The sequence below is a fragment of the Xylanimonas protaetiae genome (assembly GCF_004135385.1).
Lineage (GTDB): Bacteria > Actinomycetota > Actinomycetes > Actinomycetales > Cellulomonadaceae > Xylanimonas > Xylanimonas protaetiae.
Window position 1 is genome coordinate 3,080,479 of sequence record NZ_CP035493.1, and the last position, 20,369, is coordinate 3,100,847.

Genomic DNA, 20,369 nt, shown 5'->3' on the forward strand with positions numbered 1-20,369 from the left:
GTCGAGCCCACCGGTGTGGGCTCGACTGGCTGCGAATCAGCGCACGGCGAGGGACCCCACGAGGGGGGCCGTCATTCGCCGGGCGCCGGTCATGGGGCGAAGGCTACCCGCGACGACGCGCGACACGGAACCTGAGAGGAATCGGCCCACCGATGACTCCCCGGCGCCACGCCGGTCTGAACGTGCCGAGGACGGATCGCGGGGGAGGCTGAGGACTGTGCGACGACTGACCTTCGGCATGAACGTCAGCCTGGACGGCTACGTCGCCGCGCCGGGCGGCGACATCGGCTGGAGCGTGCCGAGCGACGAGCTGTTCCAGTTCTGGTCGGACCGGGTGGGGGCGACGGGCCTGGCGCTGTACGGGCGCAGGCTCTGGGAGACGATGAGCTCCCACTGGCCGACCGCCGACCAGCAGCCGGGCGTCACGCCGGCGGAGGTCGAGTACGCCCACCGCTGGCGGGACATGCCCAAGGTCGTGTTCTCCTCGACGATCGGCGCGGTCGACGGGAACGCCCGCCTCGTCTCCGGCGACGCGGTCGCCGAGATCGCCCGGCTCAAGGCCGAGGACGGCGGACACATGGACATCGGCGGCGCCACGCTCGCCGCGGCGGCCATGCGGGCCGGGCTGATCGACGAGTACCTGCTGGCCACCGCACCGGTCCTGGTAGGGGGCGGGACGCCGTTCTTCACGGCGCTGGACAGCTGGGTGGACCTGAACCTGGTGGAGACCCGGACGTTCCCCGACGGTGTGCTCCTGACCAGGTACGAGACCAGGCGCTGAGCGCCGTGCCGCGGGGGAGCGGACCGAACACCGAGCTCGCTGTCGGCGGGCGGGGGTTGTCGGAGACAATCCAGCATGCTCACCCTGGAAGAGATCTTTCCTCCGTTCGCCTTGCGGATCGCCTGCGGGCCCGTGGAGCTTCGCGTCCTGCGTGACGACGATCTGCCCGAGCTCGTCGAGCTGGTCCACGGCGGCATCGAGGACCCCGGCCTGCCCATGCCGTTCCTCCGAGACTGGCACGCCGAGCCGTTCGCGCTCGGCGCCCCGGCAGGGTTCCCGACGACGTCGCTGGCGTGGTGGTGGACGCAGCGGGCGACCTTCGCGCCGCACGAATGGCGGCTGGCGCTCGCTGTCCGTCGTGACGGGGTGCTCGTCGGCATGCAGGACCTGCACGCCAGGGACTTCGCCCACACGGGCGTCGTCGCCACCGGCTCGTGGCTGGGCCGAGCGCACCACGGGTCGGGCACCGGCACGCTCATGCGGCAGATGGCCGTCGGGCTCGCGTTCGACGAGCTGGGAGCGAGCAGGTGCGAGTCGGGGTACATCGTGGGGAACCACGCCTCGGCGGCCGTCAGCCGCAAGGTCGGGTACACGGACAACGGCCGGCACCGGATCGTGCAGCACACGCAGCAGGGCACGGTCGGGGTCGACGAGCAGCGCGTCGTCGTGACGCCCGCGACGTTCGTCCGTCCTGGCGACGACGTCGTGGTCGAGGGAGCCGACGGGCTACGCCGCTTCCTGGGGATCGAGCAGCGTCGGGAGGGGCTCTAGCCAGACACCGATAATGCACATTATGTCATTTTGAGGGAGACGACGGTCCCCTCACGAGGGCCGGAGCCCCTGACGGGCGTTCTGCAGCGCCTGCGCCACGACGCCGCACACGAGCCCCCACAGCGCGCCCGCGCCGAGCGCGACGACGAGCTGCGTCGGGTGCACCAGCGGCCCGCCGGGCACGCCGTCGAACACCCAGGTGGTCGCGAGCGCCAGCACGGCACCCGCGAACGCCTGCACCATGCCGGCGGCCACGAGCGTCGCCACCGCCGGCGTGTGCCGCCGGGCCGCGACGACGACGATCCACACGAGCGAGATCCCCAGGACGACGGCCGGCGGGACCTTCGCCCCCAGGTCGGCGTGCGCGGCCCGCGCGACGGCCTCCGCCACGGGCTTCACCAGCGCGACCAGGCCCAGCGTCATCGCGGTGCGCCACGCGACCTCGCGCCAGACGGCGACCCCGGGGCTCGGCGGGCTCGGCGGGTTCGCCCCGGGGCGCTCGGTCTGCTGCATGCACCGACCGTACGAACCGGGACGGCGGCGCCACATCGGGCGAACCCCCGAGATCGACCCCGGACGTCTCCCCGCGCGACCCTGAGACGTCACGAGCCGGACATATCACCCAAACCACTGTGTATGGCACAACACCGCCGTCTGACATAACGTGAACGCCTGTCGGACCCTTCTCCTAGCATCGCCTCTGTCGTCGCAGGTCGCAGCCCTGCCGCAGCCCCGCAGGAGGTCCTCCCTTGGTCGCCCCACCCCGGCTCACCCTCCTCACGGTCGCCGAGGCCGCCGACCGCTACCTCGCCGCCGTCCGCAAGGACGCCGTCCGCGGCGTCCTCTCCCCCGCCACGGCCCGCTCGTACACGCGCGACGTCACCGAGCTCGCCGCGCTGCTCGGCCCGCAGCGCGTGCTCGACGACGTCACGGGCGACGACGTCGACGACGCCCTGGTGCGCTACCAGTCCTCCCCCGACGGCCGGTTCGCCGACCCGGACCGCAAGCGCGGCCCCGGCCGCTCGACGGCGACGGTCAACCGTTTCCGGCAGTCCGCGACGCGGTTCTTCTCGCACGCGGCGCGCGAGTGCTGGGTGCAGGCCGACCCCATGCTGTGGGCCGCCCCGCCGGCCCGGGTGCGCGGCGGCCTGCGGGTCGCCCGCACGGCGCTGACGTCGGCGGCGGCGCAGTCGCTCCTGGAGACGTCCGCCGCTCCTGCGCCGGCGGAGCCGTCCCGCCGCGACCAGGACCTCGCCCTGCGCGACCGCCTCGTCGTCGCGCTCCTGCTGGTCCTGGGCCCACGGGTCTCCGAGCTCGCGGGCGCCGACGTCGAGGACTTCGCGCGCGAGCCCGGCCAGACCCGCTGGCGCATCCTCGGCAAAGGCGGCGCCGTGCGCACCGTCGCGCTGTCCGAGCCGCTCGCGGCGACCCTCGACGACTACGTCACGGGCCTGCGCCCGCGCCTCGCCGCGCTGCGCCCCGACGACGACGACGCCCAGCGCGCCCTGCTGCTCACGTGGCGCGGCCGACGCGTCGACACGCAGGCCATCCGCGGGCTCCTCGCCCGGGCGGTAGGGCGCATGCCGGCCGCGTACCGCCGCCCGGCCACGCCGCACGCGCTGCGGCACACCACCGCGACCCTCCTGGTGGCGCAGGGCTGGGACGTCAAGGTGGTCGCCGAGCTCCTGGGCCACGCGTCGATCGCCACCACGGGCGTCTACCTGGACCGCATCGAGGGCGAGCTCGCCGCCGCCATCCGCGCCCACCCCCTCACGGCGACGCTCGACGCCGCGATCACCGGCGTCGGCGCCGAGCCGTACGACGACGCCGCCGCCGTCGACGGGGAGGACGTCCGAGCGCCCACGGGGACGGCGGGATGACGCACAGCACGCTGCGCGACCTGCGCGGACGTCGCCGCGCGGTCTGCACCCACACCGGCCGACCGATAGCGTGAGTCCCGTGCCACGCCTGACCGCCCTGACCTCCCGGCTGCCGCGCCTGTCCGTCACGCCGCCGGCCGGGATCGGGTGGGCCGGCGTGCGCCGCGCGGCCGCCCGTGTGGGCCTGGTCGCGGCCGCGGTGCCCGTGGCGACCGGGCTCGCGCTCGTCGCCGCCGAGCGGGTGCGCCGCCACGCCCACCCGCTCGACGCCCCCTTCCCGACCGCCCCGCCCGCGATCAGCACGGTCGGCGCGACCACCACGACCGTCTACACCTTCGGCGACGACCTCTACGCGGCGATGCTCGACGCGATCGACGCCGCGCAGCAGCGCATCTTCTTCGAGACCTTCATCTGGAAGGGCGACGACGTCGGCCAGCGCTTCCGCGACGCGCTCGAGGCCGCCGCCGCCCGCGGGGTGGAGGTGTACGTCGTCTACGACGCGTTCGCGAATCTCGTCGTGCGGCGCTCCTTCTTCGACCTGTCCGCGCGCATCCACGTGCTCCGCTTCCCCTGGGTGCGCGCCGGCGTGCTCGTCTCCCCGCTGCGGGCGTCGGGGCGCGACCACCGCAAGCTCCTCGTCGTCGACGACGAGATCGGGTTCGTCGGCGGGTACAACATCGGCGCCCTGTACGCGCGGCACTGGCGCGACACCCACCTGCGGCTCGCCGGCCCCGCCGTGTGGGAGCTGCGCAACGCGTTCGTCGACTTCTGGAACCGGTGGCGCACCCCCGACCTGCCCGTCCTCAAGGACGTCGGCTCCACCACCTGGCTGCCGCAGCTGCGCGCGGCCCGCAACTCCCCGAGCGACCTCGTCTTCCCCATCCGGAACGTGTACCTCGACGCGATCGACCGCGCCACGAGCCACGTCCAGATCACGCAGGCGTACTTCATCCCCGACCGGGAGATCCTCGCCGCGCTGCTCGCCGCCGCCGGCCGCGGCGTCGACGTGCGCGTCCTCGTGCCCGAACGCTCCAACCACGTCGTCGCCGACTGGCTCGCCCGCGGGCACTACGCCACCCTGCTGCGCGGCGGGGTGCGGATCTTCCTCTACACCGACGCGATGATCCACGCCAAGACGGCCACGGTCGACGGCCGCTGGTCCACGATCGGCACCGCCAACATCGACCGGCTCTCCCTGACGGGCAACTACGAGATCAACCTCGAGATCGTCGACACCGACGTCGCGGCCACGCTCGAGCGGATCTTCACGATGGACCTGACCAACGCCCGTGAGCTCACGCGCGAGGAGTGGGCCGCCCGCCGCACCCTGAACAAGGTCGGCGAACGGCTCGTCTCCCCGCTCGCACCGTTCCTGTGACCGCTACAGGGTGAGCGACTCGCCCGGCGCCAGCCGCCGGAACGTGTGCTCCCCCGCGAGGGCCGGCGTCGACAGCTGGCGCGCCGCCATCGCGTGGCCCAGCTCCGAGCTCAGCGCGTCGTGGATCGGCACCAGGTACGTCGCCTGCGCGGCCGCCGCATAGTCGACCGCCTCCCCGAGCTTCATCCACGGCCCCGACACCGGCGTCAGCAGCACGTCGACCGCCTCCCCCGGCTGGTCGAACGAGTCGCCCGGGTGGTACACGGACGCCCCGCCCGCCGTCACGAGGTACGTCACGTTCGTCGCCTGCGGGATCGCCCGGTGGATCAGCGCGTGCCGGCCCCCGCCGACGACGACCCGTGCCCCGCCCACGCTCAGCTCCTGCCCCGGCGTCACACCGTGCACCCGGTCCGCGGGCGCCCCGCCCGCGACCAGCGCGGCGGCCGCCGCCTCGCTCGCGTACACCGCCAGCGCCGGGGTCTCGCCCAGCGCCGCCACGACGGCGGGCACGTCGACGTGGTCGGGGTGGTCGTGCGTCACGAGCACGGCCGTGGCGCCGTCGAGGGCGCTCGCGGCCTGGGAGTAGGTGCCGGGGTCGAGGACGAGGGCGGCACCGTCGACGTCGAGCCGGACGCATGCGTGCCCGAGGAAAGTGATCTTCACGCCTCGAAGACTAGACCCGGTCCTGTCAGACGGCGTGGCGCTTCGCGCGGCGGGCGGCGAGCTCGTCGCCCGCCTGCGGGGCGAGCACCTCGTCGTCGGTGAGGGACTCCGTGGGCATCGAGGCGAGCGTCCCCTCGATCTCGCGCCACACGCGCCCGACGGCGATGCCGAACACGCCCTGACCGCCCTGGACGAGGTCGACGACCTCGTCGGCGGACGTGCACTCGTACACGGACGCGCCGTCGCTCATGAGCGTGATCTGGGCCAGGTCCTCCACGCCGCGCTCGCGCAGGTGGGTGACGGCGGTGCGGATCTGCTGGAGCGAGACGCCGGTGTCGAGGAGCCGCTTGACGACCTTGAGCACGAGGATGTCGCGGAAGCTGTAGAGGCGGTGCGTGCCGGACCCGGTCGCGGGGCGGATCGAGGGCTCGACCAGGCCGGTGCGTGCCCAGTAGTCGAGCTGCCGGTAGGTGATGCCCGCGACGCGGCACGCGGTGGGGCCGCGGTAGCCGGTGGCGGAGTCCTGCTCGGTCAGGTCCTCGCCGAAGAGGAGCCCCTGGGCGCCGTGCGCAACGGCACCGGCGGGGACGCCGACCGGTGCGTTGGCCTCGCCTTGACCGTTCACTGGGTGCCTCCTGGGTCGTTGTCTGTGACCACGCTAGGCCGGGAACCATCGTTCGACAACGAAGGCGCGCTGGACGCGCCGCGCATGTCGTGACTCTCACTGTGCGGTCGAGGGTGAAACCGGGCGATTCGTACCTTCGACCTCAGGGTCAGGGTTCGCGTCGTCCGCTGCCGGGGCCGAAGAAGTCCTCGGGCTCGACGTGCTCGAGGAAGTCGCGGAACTTCTCGACCTCGCGCTGCTGGGTGAGGTCGACGATCTCGATGCCGGCGGAGGCGACGACCTCGGCCGAGCAGAGCACCGGGGAGCCGGTGCGGACGGCGAGCGCGATGGCGTCGGAGGCGCGCGAGTCGACGCGGGCGCCGTTGGACAGCACGAGCTCGGCGAAGAAGATCCCGCCGTCGAGGGCGACGATCTCGGCGCGCTCCAGCTCGACGCCGACGGCGCCGAGCACGTCGCGCAGCAGGTCGTGCGTCATGGGGCGCGGGGTGATGAGCCCGGCCTGGGCCATGGCGATCGCGGACGCCTCGCGCGGCCCGATGACGATGGGGACGGCGAGCTCGGCCGCGGCGTCGAGCAGGAGGACGACGATCTCGCCCTCGGTCTCGTTGTCGCCCTGCTGCTGCTGGCGCACGCCGAGGACCTCGACCGGCACCATCGGCACGTCACCCGGGACGGCCGGCTCGTCGAACGGTCCTTCGCCCATGGGGGTCACGCTACGCTGCCGCACCGCGGGGCGTGCGGCGTGTCACGGGGCCGGGGCGCCGGCGCGGTCAGCCGAGGTCGTCGACGCCGCGGCGCACCCACGTGGTGTGCAGGCGGGTCAGGAGCTCGGCGACCTCGCCGGCGAGGGTCGCGGCCTGGGCCTGCGCGGAGGGCGTCTGCTGGCGGCGTCGGGGGGCGACGAGCTGGTCGACGAGCGTGACGTGCCGGTCCGCGGAGGCGCGCAGCGGGCGCAGGTGGCGGGGCTCGAGGCCGTGCTCGGCGAGCTGGGCGGCGAGCCGGACGACGTCGGGGGCTGCGGCGTCGAGCCGGTCCCCGGGGCCGGGGTGCAGCAGCCCGGCGTGGACGAGCACGTCGACGAACTCGGTGGTGACGCCCGTGGCCTCGGCGACCGTCGTGGTGGTCCAGGTGCGGCGCGTCGGGTCGGTGGGCACGGCGGTGCCGCCGGCGAGGCGGGGCGAGGGCCCGGGGGCGGGCTCGCCGGCGTCCATGCCGGCGAGGCGCTCCTTGATGACCTTGAGCGGCAGGTAGGAGTCGCGCTGCTCGGTGAGGACGAACCGCAGCCGCTCGACGTCGGCGGGGCTGTACTGCCGGTACCCGGCGGGGGTGCGCACGGGGTGGATGAGGCCCTGCTCCTCGAGGAAGCGGAGCTTGGAGTGGCTGATGGTGCCGAAGTCGGGGCCGAGGGCGGCGAGCACCTCGGAGATGCGCATCGTCGCCTGCCGGGAGATGCCCCGGGGCCACGGCTCGGGGCCGTCGTGCGACGCCGTGCCGTCGCGACCGGCGTCGTGCGCGACGTCGCCGAGGCGCCGCACGACGTCGGCGCGCGCGGACGACGTCACGAGCCGGGCGCCGTCGTCTCGCGCGGCACGGACGGGGCCTGGGGGCTCGCCTGGAACGACATGCGGAACTTGCCGATCTGCACCTCGTCGCCCGTGGTGAGCACGGCGGAGTCGATGCGCTGGCGGTTGACGTAGGTGCCGTTGAGGGAGCCGATGTCACGCACCACGAAGTGGTCGACCTCGCGGACGAACTCGGCGTGCTTGCGCGAGACGGTGACGTCGTCGAGGAAGATGTCGGCGGTCTCGGAGCGACCGGCGACGGCGCGGTCGGAGTCGAGCAGGAACCGCTCCCCCACGCCGGCGCCGCGCTGGACGACCAGGAGCGCGGAGTGGCGGGGCAGCGCGCCGACGGCGGCGGCGTCCTCGGCGGTCAGGGGCAGCCGCGGGAACTGCTCCTCGACCGGTGCGCCGACCCGTCCGAGCGTCGCCGTGACGTCGGCAGGGTGGGGCTGCGGCAGGGGCGGGGGTCCGTCATCAGTCCTCCTGGGTGATCGCCGTGCGGGCGGCGCCGTCGTCCGTCCAACCTACCCCGGGACGCCGCCCGCCGGGAACCCGGGCACCAGGTGAGGTTCGTGCGTCGTGCCAGGTCGTGTCGCGTCCCGCACGCCCGGACCTGGCCGAGGTCAGCCGTTGTCGGCGGGCCGGGCGAACCTCGGGTCGGTCAGGGCGACCACCTGGTCGACGGTCACCTCGTCCTCCTGCTGCGTCGTGGCGGTGCCGCCGGCGGCGCGGATCGTCGGCAGGGCGCCGCCGGGGATCTCCAGGGCGCGGTCGAGCGTCGCGGGGTCGCCGATGACGACCCACCGGAACGGGGCCGTCAGCGTCCGGCCGTCGGCCTGGATGCCGCCCGGGCCGTCGACGAACGACGACGACGCGACGAGGCGCACGTCGTTGACCTGGACGACCTCGGCGCCGGCGTTGCGCAGCTCCTCGAGCAGGTTGAACATCTGCTTCGCCTCGAGGCTGCGGTCGGGGTCGCGCACCGTGACGACGACGCCGGGGCCCTGTGCGGGCAGGCGGCCCGAGAGGATGCCCTCCGACGTCGCGCGCTGCTGGGCGAGCTCGAGCGCCGCCTGCGCCTGGCCCGTGCCCGACGCGAGCTCGTCGCGGCTGGACTGGAGGCGCGCGACCTCGGCGTCGAGCTGCTCGGCGCGGCCCGTGACCTCGTCGAGCAGGCGGACCAGGTCGTCCTGCCGCAGCGTCGACAGCTCCGCCCGGCCGGACTGGCGCACCTGCACCACGAGGGCGAACCCGAGGAGCGCGCACAGCAGGCCGACCATGAGCTGGGAGCGGGTGAAGCCCGGCCGGGCGGAGCGCTTGAGCCGCTGCAGGGGCGTGTGCGGTGCGAGGCCCTCGGCGGCGTCGTCCTCGCCCTCGTGGTCCGTCGGCGTCGCGAGCGGCTCGTCCGGGGGCGGGGGCTCGGACGCCGGGGAGGCGGGCTCGGGCTGCGCCTCGGGCCTCGGCGCGGGTGCAGCCGCCGGCGCGACGTCCGGCTCGGGCACGGCGCCGGGAGCGGCCGGGACCACGGCCGCGGCGGCCGCCGGCTCGGACGCCTGCCCGGATGCCTTCTCCGACGCCGTCGCAGACGCCTTCTCGGGCACCTCGGCGAGCTCCGGCCGGTCCTCCGGCTCGGGCGCGGTCGGCGTCGCGGCGTCGTCCGTCACGCTCACGCCTTGAACACGTGCCGGCGGATCGCCGCCGCGTTGGAGAAGATGCGGATGCCGAGGACGACGACGACCGCCGTCGACAGCTGCGCGCCCACGCCCAGCTGGTCGCCCAGGAACACGATGAACGCCGCGACCAGCACGTTCGACAGGAACGACACCAGGAACACGCGGTCGTCGAACATCCCGTCCAGCATCGCGCGGAAGCCGCCGAACAGGGCGTCCAGCGCCGCGACGACGGCGATCGGGAGGTACGGCTGCAGCACGACGGGGACGGTCGGCTGCAGCAGCAGCCCGGCAACCACACCCACGACGAGCCCGACGACGGCGATCATGGCTGCGAGCCTACCGGCTGGGCGTGCTGCAACGGCTGGGCGCCCGCACCAGGCAGGTCGAGCGTCGTCTGCGCGACCACGCTCGACCGGATGCCGTACGTGTTGCCCAGGAGCTGCAGGTACGCCGGCAGCGTCGAGCGGGCCACCGCCGTCTGCATGGCGTCGACGTCCCCGACCGCCCGCACCACGTACGTCGGCCCCGCCAGCGGCACCAGGTTCACCAGCACCGCCGCGCCCGCGTTACGGATCGCCGTCTTCGCCGTCAGGCGCTGGTCGTCGACGCTGACCGCTTCCGCGCCCGCCGCCCACAGGGCGTTGACCACGATCTGCAGGTCCTGGTCCCGCACCAGCGACTGCTCGTCCGGCTCGTCGACCAGGCCACCGCCCGCGTCCGTCAACGACACCACCAGCCCCGGGCCCGTCACCGCGAGCGTGCCGTTGTGCAGGCTGTCGCGCTGGATGGCGTCCAGCAGCCCCGGCTCCTGCGTCGCCAGCGCCGACCGCTGCAGGTCGTCGATCTCCCGCGACAGCTCGTCCGCCCGCGACGCCGCCGCCGCCACCTGGTCGCTGCGCTCCGTGATCTGCCGCTCCAGAACGCTGCGCGCCTCCGTCACCGACGCCTGCGGCACCCGCAGCTGGTGCGACGCGACCGCCGTCGCCACGCCCAGCGCCACCGCCAGCACCGTCACGCCCACCCACGTCGCCGTGCTGCGCGGGCGCAGCGTCCCGTCGGCCTCCGCCGCCTTCCGGCGGGCCGTCGCCTCCGCGTACCCCGGGTCCAGCGGCCGCTCCATGACCTCCGTCAGCAGCGTCATCGACGCGTCGAGCCGCCGCGGGGTTGCACCCGTCGCGACCGTCGTCGGGGCGCCGCCCGACGACGCAGTCACCCGGCCTCCCCGGCGCTCGCGGCCTGCCCCGCGGCGTCCGCGGCGAACAGGCGCCGCGCCGTCGTCACGTACTGGGCGCCCGCGAGCCAGTAGAGCGCGACGCCCCACCACGTGAACGCCCACCCGACGATGTGCGCGACCGTGCCCAGGGCGCCCGGGTGCTGCGCGAGCAGCAGGAGCGGGAACGCGTACAGCAGCGCGAACGTGCCCGCCTTGCCGACGAGCGAGACCTCCAGCGGGCCGTACCCGTGCCGCGCCAGGACCGGCACGAGGCACGTGAGCATGAGGTCGCGGGCCGCGATCACCAGCACCAGCCACAGCGGCACCACGTCGCGCCACGCCAGGCCGACCAAGGTCACGAAGATGAACAGGCGGTCCGCGGCCGGGTCGAGCATCTGCCCCAGCCGGCTCGTCTGGTTCAGCCGGCGGGCCAGCATGCCGTCCAGCCAGTCCGTGAACCCGGAGAACGCGAGCACCGCCAGCGCCCACCCGTCGTGGTGCGACACGATCAGCACCGCGAACACCGGCACCAGGGCCAGCCGCAGCACGCTGATGAGGTTGGGCACGGTCCAGACCGAGGAGCCGATCTCCTGATCCTGCTGCACGCCCACCGTCCCGTCGTCGTCACCGCTCGTGGCTCGGCACATCATATTCACCGCAGCCCCGCCCCCGAGGGCTGCCACACCCGCCACGGTGACCGACCTCACCGCCGTCCGCACGCCGGGTGGCGTGCCTTGACCGTAAGATGGACCGACTCATCTTCGGAGTTCGTCGCTCTTCCCGCATCGTCGTGCGTCCGCCCCGGCCAGGCCAGGGAGCGGACAGGTGTGTGTAATCCGTGTCCCGGGAGCCGCGACCGCCCGTCCCTCACCTCGTGACGGGCAGGACTCCCGCTCTCCTGAACGGATCGGTGCTTCTTCATGCCCACCACCCCTGACGTCGTCGCGCCCACCGAGGCCCCCGAGACCCCCGTCGAGCCCGGCTTCGACACCCTCGGCCTCCCCGCGACCCTCGAGGCCGCCGTCGCCGACCTCGGCTTCACCACCCCCTCGGCCATCCAGGAGCAGGCCATCCCGGCCCTCCTCGCCGGCCGCGACATCACCGGCGTCGCCCAGACCGGCACCGGCAAGACCGCCGCGTTCGGCCTGCCGCTCCTCGCCGCGATCGACGCCGACCACCGCGCCGTCCAGGCGCTCGTCCTGACCCCCACGCGCGAGCTCGCCATCCAGGTGTCCGAAGCCATCGAGTCCTTCGCCAGCCACCTGCCCGACGTGCGCGTCCTCGCCGTCTACGGCGGCTCTCCCTACGTGCCCCAGCAGCGCGCCCTGCGCGACGGCGTCCACGTCGTCGTCGGCACCCCCGGCCGCGTCATCGACCACATCGAGCGCGGCGCCCTCGTGCTCGACCGCGCCACGTTCCTCGTCCTCGACGAGGCCGACGAGATGCTCCGCATGGGCTTCGCCGAGGACGTCGACCAGATCTTCGCCAAGGCCCCCGCCAAGCGCCAGGTCGCCCTCTTCTCCGCGACCATGCCGCCCGCCATCCGCGCCATCGCCGACGACCACCTCACCGACCCCGTCGAGATCGCCGTCGCCCGCCAGTCCTCCACCGTCTCCTCGGTGCACCAGGGCTACGCGATCGTCCCCTTCCGCCACAAGGTCGGCGCGCTCACCCGCATCCTCGCCACCTCCGACGCCGACGCGTCCATCGTCTTCACCCGCACCCGCTCCGCCGCCGAGGAGGTCGGCGCCGCCCTCATCGAGAAGGGCATCTCCGCCGCCACCATCTCCGGCGACGTCGCCCAGAAGGAGCGCGAGAAGATCGTCGAGCGCCTCCGCAGCGGCGCCCTCGACGTCCTCGTCGCCACCGACGTCGCCGCCCGCGGCCTCGACGTCGACCGCATCGGCCTCGTCGTCAACTTCGACATCCCCCGCGAGCCCGAGGCCTACGTCCACCGCATCGGCCGCACCGGCCGAGCCGGACGGACCGGCCGCGCCGTCTCCTTCGTCACCCCCCACGAGCGCGGCAAGCTCAAGCACATCGAGTCGACCATCAAGACCACCCTCGAGGAGGTCGAGATCCCCTCGCCGCGCGACGTCTCCGCCCACCGCGCCCAGCGCATGCTCGACGCCGTCGCCGCCCGCACCGCCGCCGGCCGCCTCGACCTCTACAAGCAGCTCGTCCGCAACCTCGTCACCACCGGCGACGGCGAGACCCCCGGCACCGTCGACCCCCAGCACGCCGTCGACCTCGCCGCCACCCTCCTCGCCCTCGCCGTCGGCGACGACGGCCCCCGCGCCCGCGCCGAGCAGGAGGAGTACGAGAAGGAGCAGGCCGAGGGCCGCGCCGCCCGCCAGGCCCGCGAGACCCGCAAGGCCGAGCTCGGCGCTCGCGGCGACCGCTTCGCCGACCGCGAGCGTCGCCCGCAGCGCGACGGCGAGGACCGCCAGCTCACGCGGGGCACCGGCATCCGCCGCCCCGCAGCGGGCACGCGCTACCGCGTCGCCGTCGGGCACAAGGACGGCGTCAACCCGGGCGGCCTCGTCGGGGCGATCACGGGCGAGGGCGGTCTGACCGGTGGCGACATCGGCAAGATCGACATCTTCGGCTCGTTCTCGCTCGTCGACATCACGGCGCCGCTGAGCGACGACCAGGTGGACCGCCTGTCGCGCGCCCGCGTCGCCGGCCGCGCCCTGCGCCTGACGGTCGACCGGGGTGCCCCGGAGGGTGGCGCCCGCTCCTTCGACCGCCCGGCCCGTGCCGAGCGCTTCGACCGGTCGGACCGCCCGGTGCGCAGCGACCGCTACGAGCGCGGCGACCGCCCGGAGCGCTTCGAGCGCAGCGACCGCCCGGCCCGTGGCGACCGCTACGAGCGGTCGGACCGCCCGGCGCGCACGGGTGGCTACGACCGCTCGGAGCGCCCGGCGCGCACGGGTGGCTACGACCGCTCGGAGCGCCCGGCGCGCACCTCGGGCGGCTACGACCGTCCCGCCCGCAGCGGCGGGTTCGACCGCGCGGGCCGCGACGAGCGTCCGGCGCGCAAGCCGCGCTGGTGACCAGCCGCTGACGCACGACGGGTGCGGGTCCCTGCGGGGACCCGCACCCGTCGTGCGTCTAGAGCTGCTCGGCCGCCTCGCCCCGGCTGCGGACGAGGCGCGCGAGGCGGGTCGCCTCGCGCATGCCGCGCTCCCCGTCGGCGCGCTGGACCGCCATGACGGGCCACGTCGTGCCGTCCGCGAGGTCGAGGACGACCCACGGGTCGTCGACCGTGAGGCGGACCGCGACGATCTCGGGCCACGCCAGCCGCCGGGTCCGCAGGATGTTGCGCACCACCAGCCCGTCCGCCGACGGCCGGGCATGCACGCCGCCCATGCGCCACAGCAGCAGCGCCGCCAGGGCGGCGAACACGACGAACGACCAGCGGTTCGCCGACGAGGACGAGCCCGGCGCGTCCGAGCCGAGCCCCACGAGGAGCGACCCGCCGACGGCAAGAGCCCCCACGAGCCACGCCGCGACGGTCGCCCACAGCGGGCGGAACACGCGGTCGTCGCCCATGGGGGCTCCCGTCCTACGAGGTCGTCAGAGGCGCGACGCCAGGATCGACGTCACGAGCACGCCGCGCGCCCCGACGTCGTACAACGCGTCCATCGTCCTGTTCATCGTGGCGCGCTCCACCATGACGCGCACCGCGGACCAGCCGGACTCGTGCAGCGGCGACACCGTGGGCGACTCGAAGCCCGGGGTGATGCCCACGGCCGCCTCGAGCAGGTCGTTGGGCACGACGTAGTCCATGAGCACCCACTGGCGGGCCGTGAGCACACCCTGGAGGCGACGCGTGAGCACCGAGATGCCGTTCGTCGGGTCGGCGTCCGCGCGGCGGATCAGCACGGCCTCCGACCGCAGGATCGGCTCGGCGAACACCTCGAGCCCGGCGGCCCGCAGCGTCGTGCCGGTCTCGACGACGTCGGCGATCACGTCCGCGACGCCGAGCTGCACGGACGACTCCACGGCGCCGTCCAGGTGGACGATCGCGGACGGCTCCACGCCCTGGTCGGCCAGGTGGTTGCCCACGAGCGTCGTGTACGACGACGCGACGCGCTTGCCGGCGATGTCGGCCGTCGACGTCATGGTGCCCGCCGGGGCGGCGAACCGGAACGTCGAGCGGGCGAACCCGAGCGGCAGGTGCTCGACGGCCGCGGCACCCGAGTCGAGCAGCAGGTCGCGGCCGGTGATGCCGGCGTCGACGGTGCCCGTGCCGACGTACACGGCGACGTCGCGCGGGCGCAGGAAGAAGAACTCGGCGTCGTTCTCGGGGTCGGCGAGCACGAGCTCGCGCGAGTCACGGCGCTGCTTGTAGCCGGCCTCGCGGAGCATCGCGACGGCGGGTTCGGACAGGGAGCCCTTGTTGGGCACGGCGATGCGGAGCACGGTTTCCTCGTTCAGCTGGTCGTGACGGGCGGCGGGGCGGCTCAGAGGTGCGTGTACACGTCCTCGAGCCTCAGGCCCTTCGCCACCATGAGCACCTGCAGGTGGTAGAGCAGCTGGGAGATCTCCTCGGCCGTGCGCTCGTCGGTCTCGTACTCGGCGGCCATCCAGACCTCGGCCGCCTCCTCGACGATCTTCTTGCCGATCGCATGGACGCCGGCGTCGAGCTCCTTGACGGTGCCCGAGCCCTCCGGGCGGGTCACGGACTTCTCGGTCAGCTCGGCGAACAGCGCGTCGAAGGTCTTCACGCCGCTCAGCCTAGGCGAACCGGCCACTCCCCTCGGGGCTGGTTCGCCCAGCGGACGGTGACCGGTTCGACACACTGAGGCGCTTGGCACACTATTTCTGTCAGGCGAGAGCACGCAAGGCGACGACGGTGGCGACCGCCGCCTGCGCCGCCTCGTAGCCCTTGTCCTCGTGGCTGCCCGCGAGGCCCGCGCGGTCGAGCGCCTGGGCGTCGTCGTCGCACGTGAGGACGCCGAAGCCGACCGGGACGCCCGTGCGGACGCTCACGTCCGTCAGGCCCATCGTGGCCGCCTGGCACACGTAGTCGAAGTGCGGCGTCCCGCCGCGGATGACGACGCCGAGGGCGACGACGGCGTCCGCCCCTCCCCCGGCGGCCCGGGCGGCCGCGACGGGCAGCTCGAACGAGCCCGGTACGCGGACCTCCGTGACGTCGGTGACGCCCGCGTCGGCGAGCGCGCGGCGCGTGCCGTCGAGCAGGCCGTCCATGACCTGCGTGTGCCAGCTCGCCGCGACGACGACGACGCGCAGGCCGCGCCCGTCGACGGTGAGGGTGGGTGCTCCGTGGCCGCTCATGCGTTCTCCTTCGTGGCTGCCTTGCTCAGCTCGAGCAGGTGGCCCATCGACAGCTTCTTGGTGGTCAGGTAGTGCTCGTTCTCCGGTCCGACGCCCACCTCGAGGGGCTCGCGCCCCACGACGTCGACGCCGGCGGCCCGCAGGCCGTCCACCTTGAGCGGGTTGTTGGTCAGCAGGCGCACGCGGCGCAGGCCGAGGTCGCGCAGGATGGCCGCGGCGGCACCGAACTCGCGCGCGTCGACGGGCAGGCCCAGCTCGACGTTCGCCTCCACGGTGTCCCGGCCCTGGTCCTGGAGCGCGTACGCGGCCACCTTCGCGGACAGGCCGATGCCGCGCCCCTCGTGCCCGTGCAGGTGCACGACGGCACCGCCGTGCTCCGCCACCGCGCGCAGCGACGCGCGCAGCTGGGGGCCGCAGTCGCAGCGCAGGGAGCCGAACGAGTCGCCCGTGAGGCACTCCGAGTGCACGCGGACCCACGGCGTGTGCTCCCCCGCCGTGCCGGCGCCGTCGGCGACCAGGGCGACGTGCTCGGCGTCCGTGACGAGGTCGCGGTAGGCGTGCATGCGGAACTCGCCGTGCTCGGTGGGCAGCCGCGACGCGGCGACGTGCACGACGCGCGGCACGTCGTCGTCGGCCGCCGCGGGCGCGGTGCGCGGCGGGCCGACGGGTTCACCCGTGCCCAGCCACCGGGCCAGGTCGGCGATCGTGAGGAGCTCGAGCCCGTGCTCGGCGGCGAGCGCGTACGCCTCGTGCAGGCGCACCATGCGGCCGTCGTCGTGCACCAGCTCGGCGATGACGCCCACCTCGCCCGCACCCGCGAGCCGGACGAGGTCGACGGCGGCCTCCGTGTGCCCGGGGCGTTCCAGGACGCCGCCGGGGACGGCGCGCAGGGGCAGCACGTGGCCGGGGCGGATGAGGTCGCCGGGCGTCGCGGCCGGGTCGGCGAGGACGTGCAGCGTGCGGGCGCGGTCGGCGGCGGAGATGCCGGTGGTCACGCCCGCGGCGGCGTCGACGGACACGCAGTAGGCGGTGCGGCGCGGGTCGCGGTTGTCGGCCACCATGAGCGGCAGGTCGAGGGCGTCGGCCCGCTCGGCGGGCATCGGCGCGCACAGGTAGCCCGACGTGTGCCGCACGGTCCACGCGACCCACTCCGCCGTGACGTGCGCCGCGGCCAGGACGACGTCCACCTCGCTCTCCCGGTCGACGTCGTCGGCCACGAGCACGGGCCGGCCGTCCGCGAGCGCCGTGAGGGCGCGGGCGACGGTGCCGGGGACGTTCATGCGCGTGCTCCGGTCTGCCCGAGCATGCGTTCGACGTACTTGGCGAGGACGTCGACCTCGACGTTGACGTGGTCGCCGGGGGTGAGGGTGCCGAGGGTGGTGAGGTCGAGGGTGGTGGGGATGAGGGCGACGCCGAAGCCGGTGTCGGTGACGTGGGTGACGGTGAGGGAGACGCCGGCCAGCGCGATGGAGCCTTGGGGGCGACGTAGCGGCGCAGGTGCGGGGGGAGGTCGAAGGTGAGCTCGTCCCAGCGGGGTCCGGGGTTGCGGTCCACGAGGGTGGCGGCGCCGTCGACGTGGCCTTGGACGACGTGGCCGTCGAGTCGTCCGGTGGCGGCCACTGCTCTCTCGAGGTTGACGGGGCTGCCGGGGGTGAGGGTGCCGAGGGTGGTGAGGCGGAGGGTCTGGGGCATGACGTCGGCGGTGAAGGTGCCGTCGTGGTGGGTGACGACGGTGAGGCAGACGCCGTCGACGGCGATGGAGGCGCCGTGGTGGGTGTCGGAGGTGATGGTGGGGGCGTCGATGGTGAGGGTGGCGTCGCGGCCGTCGTCGTGGTGCTCGATGGTGCGGATGGTGCCGCGTTCTTCGACGATTCCGGTGAACATCAGGCCTCCGTGGTGGGGGTGGCGCGGGCGACGAGCAGGAGGTCGTCGCCGAGGCGGTGGGTGGTGGTGGTGTGCCAGCGGGGGGCGTCGGCGAGGGTGGTGATGCCGAAGGGTGTGACGGCGGTGGGGCCGGCGCCGAGGAGGACGGGGGCGAGGTAGGCGTGGAGCTCGTCGACGAGGCCATGGGTGAGGAGGGCGCCGGCGAGGGCGGGGCCGCCTTCGACGAGGAGGTGGCGGGTCTCGTGCTCGTGGAGGGTGGCGAGGACGTGGTGGACGTCGTGGGTGCGCAGGTGGAGGAGCGGTCCGCCGGCGCCGTGGAGGCGGGCGTCGGGGGGCAGGTCGCGGTGGCCGACGACGACGCGCAGGGGCTGGTGGGCGGCGAGGTGGCCGTCGGGGGTGCGGGCGGTGAGGGCGGGGTCGTCGGTGAGGGCGGTGCCGGTGGTGACGGCGATGGCGTCGACGGTGGCGCGGACGGTGTGGGCGTGGGTGCGGGCGGCGGTGCCGGTGATCCACCGGGAGGTGCCGTCGGGGGCGGCGACGCGGCCGTCGAGGGTGGTGGCGGTCTTGAGGGTGACCCAGGGGCGGTGGTGGGTGAGGGCGTGGTGCCAGTGCCTCACGAGCTCGAGGGCTTGGGCGGCGCGGGTGCCGGTGGTGACGGTGACGCCGTGCTCGCGCAGGGTCTGGGCTCCCCCGCCGGAGGTGGTGCCGGGGTCGGGGATGGCGTGCTCGACGTGGGTGATGCCGGCGGCGAGGAGGGCCTGGGCGCAGGGGCCGGTGCGTCCGGTGTGGTTGCAGGGTTCGAGGGTGACGACGGCGGTGGCGCCGCGGGTGTCGTGGCCGCGGGCGCGGGCGGCGGCGAGGGCGTCGACCTCGGCGTGGGGGGTGCCGGCGCCGCGGTGCCAGCCTTCGCCGAGCACGGGCCGGTCCCCGGTGGGTGCGGGCGGGCCGAGGAGGACGCAGCCGACGCGCGGGTTGGGGCCGTGCGCGGGCCCGCGCAGCGCGAGGGTGAGGGCGCGGTCCATGGCGGCGGCGACGTCAGGGAGCCAGTCGGGGGCGCCGGGGGGCGTGCCGGTGTCCTCGCGGGGCGTGTGAACCATCGGTCCTCCGGGGCGTCCTCGCTCCGGGGGTGCACGACGGGCCCGGGTCGCCGTGAGGCGCACCGGTCCGTCACGGCGCACGATGGCGTGCGCCGCACATGCGCCTCTCATCCGGACTTTCACCGTCGGCCCTGGGGTCTCACCAGGTCGGCCGCGCGACCCCTGGCGGGGTCGTGCGGTTCGCGGGCTCGTGCACGGGTTGCGTGCCATCACCGCCGGCGCGGAGTTTCACCGCCCCCGGAGCATGCTGGGTCGATCCTGCCACGGGTGGCGGTACGAGGGCGCGGGGTGACGTGTGACGTCCGCTATACGGGTCGGAGGGCGGCCGGTCAGTGGGTGTGGGCGCTCGCGAGGGCGCGCAGGGCGTCGATCTCGGCGGGGATGTCGTCGGCCCCGTACACGGCGGACCCGGCGACGAACACGTTGGCTCCGGCGTCGGCCGCGCGCTCGATCGTCGTGCGGGACACGCCGCCGTCGACCTGCACCCACACGTCGAGGCCCGACTCGCTGATCGCCTTCCGGGCGCGGCGGATCTTCGCGAGGGTGCCGTCGATGAACGTCTGGCCGCCGAACCCGGGCTCCACGGTCATGACGAGGATCATGTCGACCTCGGCGAGCAGGTCGAGGAACGGCTCGACCGGGGTGGCGGGGCGCAGCGCGACGCCGGCCCGGGCGCCGAGGCGGCGCAGCTCGCGCGCCAGGCGCACGGGTGCCTGCGCGGCCTCGGCGTGGAACGTCACGGACGCGGCGCCGGCCTCGGCGAACTGCGGCGCCCACCGGTCGGGGTCGTCGATCATCAGGTGCGCGTCCAGCGGCAGCGGCGAGATCGCCGCGAGCCGGTCGAACACCGGCAGCCCCAGGGTCAGGTTGGGCACGAAGTGGTTGTCCATGACGTCGACGTGGGCGTAGTCGGCGGACTTGATGGCATGCAGGTCCCGCTCGAGGTTCGCGAAGTCGGCGGACAGGATGCTCGGGTTGATCAGCGCTGCCATGATGCCCAGCGTAGGGCCCTGACCATGCTGGACAGCGCCCGGGGAGGCGTTGGTGATGGTTCCCGAGATCAACTACTGGGCTGTGCTCGTCGCCACCGCGTCCACGATGGTGGTTGGCACGCTCTGGTACACGCCGCGGGTGTTCGGCGCCCGGTGGATGCGCCTGACCGGCGTCGACCCGGGCCAGGCGGGCGTCAGCGCCGTCGGGCCGATCGTCGCCACCGTCGTGGTCAGCTTCGTCACCGCGCGGGTGCTGGCCGGTGCCACGTACATCGCGTGGTGGTTCTACGACACCGGGTTCCTCGTCGCGGCGCTCGTCACCGGGGTCGCGCTGTGGCTCGGCTTCACCGCGGCCCGGTTCGTCACGCACGACGCGTTCGAGGGCCGGCCCGTCGCGCTGACCACGCTCAACGTCGCCCACGAGCTCGTGACCGTGCTCGTCATGGCGCTCGTCCTCGGCCTGTGGCCGCCCTCCGGCGTCTGACCCGCCCGCGGGGCTCTCGTCACGGGGCCCAGCCAGCGGGCCCCGCCAGCGGGTGCTTCGTC

At 74.5% G+C, this 20,369-nt stretch carries 23 protein-coding genes, 1 pseudogene and 1 riboswitch; of the genes and pseudogenes, 6 read left to right on the forward strand and 18 right to left on the reverse strand.

Annotated elements, in window-relative coordinates; all coding sequences use genetic code 11:
* The first annotated feature begins 217 nt into the window (after positions 1-217).
* Both ET471_RS14260 and ET471_RS14265 read left to right on the forward strand, forming a co-directional pair.
* Positions 218-781, forward strand: coding sequence for a dihydrofolate reductase family protein (locus ET471_RS14260; RefSeq protein WP_129189386.1), 564 nt, complete (start codon positions 218-220; stop codon positions 779-781).
* Positions 782-856: 75 nt separating this feature from the next.
* Entirely contained in the window at positions 857-1,552 is a 696-nt protein-coding gene (locus ET471_RS14265; RefSeq protein WP_129189388.1) for a GNAT family N-acetyltransferase, read from the forward strand.
* A gap of 51 nt (positions 1,553-1,603) precedes the next feature.
* Here the strand turns inward: ET471_RS14265 and ET471_RS14270 are convergent, their stop codons facing one another.
* The gene (locus ET471_RS14270; protein WP_129189391.1) at positions 1,604-2,065 is read right to left on the reverse strand and encodes a hypothetical protein; all 462 of its coding nucleotides are present in this window, start codon (positions 2,063-2,065) and stop codon (positions 1,604-1,606) included.
* A gap of 236 nt (positions 2,066-2,301) precedes the next feature.
* Between ET471_RS14270 and ET471_RS14275 the strand changes: the two genes are divergently transcribed.
* The gene (locus tag ET471_RS14275) at positions 2,302-3,432 is read left to right on the forward strand and encodes a tyrosine-type recombinase/integrase (protein WP_242496300.1); all 1,131 of its coding nucleotides are present in this window, start codon (positions 2,302-2,304) and stop codon (positions 3,430-3,432) included.
* Positions 3,433-3,511: 79 nt separating this feature from the next.
* On the forward strand, positions 3,512-4,810 hold the full coding sequence (locus ET471_RS14280) for a phospholipase D-like domain-containing protein (protein ID WP_129189393.1): 1,299 nt from the start codon (positions 3,512-3,514) through the stop codon (positions 4,808-4,810).
* A gap of 3 nt (positions 4,811-4,813) precedes the next feature.
* On the opposite strand, the gene ET471_RS14285 is transcribed toward ET471_RS14280, so the two are convergent.
* The 9 genes from ET471_RS14285 to clsA all read right to left on the reverse strand — a co-directional run bounded on the left by ET471_RS14285 (position 4,814) and on the right by clsA (position 11,151).
* Positions 4,814-5,473: an MBL fold metallo-hydrolase gene (locus ET471_RS14285; protein WP_129189395.1), complete on the reverse strand. Its 660-nt coding sequence runs from the start codon at positions 5,471-5,473 to the stop codon at positions 4,814-4,816.
* A 25-nt stretch (positions 5,474-5,498) separates the two neighbouring features.
* Positions 5,499-6,098 carry a MerR family transcriptional regulator gene (locus ET471_RS14290; RefSeq protein WP_129189397.1) on the reverse strand — a complete coding sequence of 200 codons (600 nt, stop codon included), beginning with the start codon at positions 6,096-6,098 and terminating at the stop codon, positions 5,499-5,501.
* Between the two features lie 148 nt (positions 6,099-6,246).
* Positions 6,247-6,801 (reverse strand): bifunctional nuclease family protein, encoded by a 555-nt coding sequence (locus tag ET471_RS14295; RefSeq protein WP_129189399.1) that lies wholly within the window; start codon positions 6,799-6,801, stop codon positions 6,247-6,249.
* Positions 6,802-6,868: 67 nt separating this feature from the next.
* The gene (ftsR, locus tag ET471_RS14300) at positions 6,869-7,660 is read right to left on the reverse strand and encodes a transcriptional regulator FtsR (RefSeq protein WP_129189401.1); all 792 of its coding nucleotides are present in this window, start codon (positions 7,658-7,660) and stop codon (positions 6,869-6,871) included.
* The gene (locus tag ET471_RS19145; protein WP_425356559.1) at positions 7,657-7,956 is read right to left on the reverse strand and encodes an FHA domain-containing protein; all 300 of its coding nucleotides are present in this window, start codon (positions 7,954-7,956) and stop codon (positions 7,657-7,659) included. Before ET471_RS19145 ends, ftsR begins: the two co-directional genes overlap by 4 nt.
* 327 nt (positions 7,957-8,283) lie before the next feature.
* Positions 8,284-9,324, reverse strand: coding sequence for a DUF881 domain-containing protein (locus ET471_RS14310; RefSeq protein WP_129189405.1), 1,041 nt, complete (start codon positions 9,322-9,324; stop codon positions 8,284-8,286).
* A gap of 2 nt (positions 9,325-9,326) precedes the next feature.
* Complete coding sequence (locus tag ET471_RS14315; protein ID WP_129189407.1) at positions 9,327-9,659, reverse strand: small basic family protein; 333 nt, start codon at positions 9,657-9,659, stop codon at positions 9,327-9,329.
* Positions 9,656-10,546: a DUF881 domain-containing protein gene (locus ET471_RS14320; protein ID WP_242496301.1), complete on the reverse strand. Its 891-nt coding sequence runs from the start codon at positions 10,544-10,546 to the stop codon at positions 9,656-9,658. Before ET471_RS14320 ends, ET471_RS14315 begins: the two co-directional genes overlap by 4 nt.
* A complete protein-coding gene (gene clsA / locus ET471_RS14325; RefSeq protein WP_242496302.1) occupies positions 10,543-11,151 on the reverse strand; it encodes a cardiolipin synthase ClsA in 609 nt (202 codons plus the stop codon). Before clsA ends, ET471_RS14320 begins: the two co-directional genes overlap by 4 nt.
* A 315-nt stretch (positions 11,152-11,466) precedes the next feature.
* Between clsA and ET471_RS14330 the strand changes: the two genes are divergently transcribed.
* Entirely contained in the window at positions 11,467-13,602 is a 2,136-nt protein-coding gene (locus tag ET471_RS14330) for a DEAD/DEAH box helicase (protein WP_129189411.1), read from the forward strand.
* A gap of 58 nt (positions 13,603-13,660) precedes the next feature.
* Here ET471_RS14330 and ET471_RS14335 read toward each other — a convergent pair whose 3' ends face one another.
* From ET471_RS14335 to rpe, 8 genes and pseudogenes are all read right to left on the reverse strand, one after another.
* Positions 13,661-14,101 (reverse strand): PH domain-containing protein, encoded by a 441-nt coding sequence (locus ET471_RS14335; protein WP_129189413.1) that lies wholly within the window; start codon positions 14,099-14,101, stop codon positions 13,661-13,663.
* A gap of 24 nt (positions 14,102-14,125) precedes the next feature.
* Entirely contained in the window at positions 14,126-14,974 is an 849-nt protein-coding gene (gene hisG, locus ET471_RS14340) for an ATP phosphoribosyltransferase (RefSeq protein ID WP_129189415.1), read from the reverse strand.
* Between the two features lie 41 nt (positions 14,975-15,015).
* The gene (locus ET471_RS14345) at positions 15,016-15,279 is read right to left on the reverse strand and encodes a phosphoribosyl-ATP diphosphatase (protein ID WP_129189417.1); all 264 of its coding nucleotides are present in this window, start codon (positions 15,277-15,279) and stop codon (positions 15,016-15,018) included.
* A 100-nt stretch (positions 15,280-15,379) separates the two neighbouring features.
* Complete coding sequence (gene ribH, locus ET471_RS14350; RefSeq protein ID WP_129189419.1) at positions 15,380-15,850, reverse strand: 6,7-dimethyl-8-ribityllumazine synthase; 471 nt, start codon at positions 15,848-15,850, stop codon at positions 15,380-15,382.
* The gene (gene ribA / locus ET471_RS14355; protein WP_129189421.1) at positions 15,847-17,130 is read right to left on the reverse strand and encodes a GTP cyclohydrolase II; all 1,284 of its coding nucleotides are present in this window, start codon (positions 17,128-17,130) and stop codon (positions 15,847-15,849) included. Before ribA ends, ribH begins: the two co-directional genes overlap by 4 nt.
* Positions 17,127-17,734: pseudogene (locus tag ET471_RS14360) on the reverse strand (riboflavin synthase). Before ET471_RS14360 ends, ribA begins: the two are co-directional and overlap by 4 nt.
* Complete coding sequence (ribD, locus tag ET471_RS14365; RefSeq protein ID WP_425356560.1) at positions 17,734-18,831, reverse strand: bifunctional diaminohydroxyphosphoribosylaminopyrimidine deaminase/5-amino-6-(5-phosphoribosylamino)uracil reductase RibD; 1,098 nt, start codon at positions 18,829-18,831, stop codon at positions 17,734-17,736. The pseudogene ET471_RS14360 and the gene ribD overlap by 1 nt, the downstream one beginning before the upstream one ends.
* 95 nt (positions 18,832-18,926) lie before the next feature.
* Positions 18,927-19,080: riboswitch (FMN riboswitch) on the reverse strand.
* 80 nt (positions 19,081-19,160) lie between these two features.
* Entirely contained in the window at positions 19,161-19,823 is a 663-nt protein-coding gene (gene rpe / locus ET471_RS14370) for a ribulose-phosphate 3-epimerase (RefSeq protein ID WP_129189423.1), read from the reverse strand.
* A gap of 55 nt (positions 19,824-19,878) precedes the next feature.
* On the opposite strand from rpe, the gene ET471_RS14375 reads away from it, so the two are divergent.
* Positions 19,879-20,307 (forward strand): DUF1761 domain-containing protein, encoded by a 429-nt coding sequence (locus tag ET471_RS14375; protein ID WP_129189425.1) that lies wholly within the window; start codon positions 19,879-19,881, stop codon positions 20,305-20,307.
* The last annotated feature ends 62 nt before the right edge of the window (positions 20,308-20,369 follow it).

Bases quoted from the DNA above. Each gene is read 5' to 3' on its own strand.
- ET471_RS14265 (WP_129189388.1), top strand. From the start codon at position 857: ATGCTCACCCTGGAAGAGATCTTTCCTCCGTTCGCCTTGCGGATCGCC.
- ribD (WP_425356560.1), bottom strand. From the start codon at position 18,831: ATGGTTCACACGCCCCGCGAGGACACCGGCACGCCCCCCGGCGCCCCC.
- ET471_RS14335 (WP_129189413.1), bottom strand. From the start codon at position 14,101: ATGGGCGACGACCGCGTGTTCCGCCCGCTGTGGGCGACCGTCGCGGCG.
- ET471_RS14295 (WP_129189399.1), bottom strand. From the start codon at position 6,801: ATGGGCGAAGGACCGTTCGACGAGCCGGCCGTCCCGGGTGACGTGCCG.
- rpe (WP_129189423.1), bottom strand. From the start codon at position 19,823: ATGGCAGCGCTGATCAACCCGAGCATCCTGTCCGCCGACTTCGCGAAC.
- ET471_RS14315 (WP_129189407.1), bottom strand. From the start codon at position 9,659: ATGATCGCCGTCGTCGGGCTCGTCGTGGGTGTGGTTGCCGGGCTGCTG.
- ribA (WP_129189421.1), bottom strand. From the start codon at position 17,130: ATGAACGTCCCCGGCACCGTCGCCCGCGCCCTCACGGCGCTCGCGGAC.
- ET471_RS14330 (WP_129189411.1), top strand. From the start codon at position 11,467: ATGCCCACCACCCCTGACGTCGTCGCGCCCACCGAGGCCCCCGAGACC.
- ribH (WP_129189419.1), bottom strand. From the start codon at position 15,850: ATGAGCGGCCACGGAGCACCCACCCTCACCGTCGACGGGCGCGGCCTG.
- ET471_RS14270 (WP_129189391.1), bottom strand. From the start codon at position 2,065: ATGCAGCAGACCGAGCGCCCCGGGGCGAACCCGCCGAGCCCGCCGAGC.
- ET471_RS14375 (WP_129189425.1), top strand. From the start codon at position 19,879: ATGGTTCCCGAGATCAACTACTGGGCTGTGCTCGTCGCCACCGCGTCC.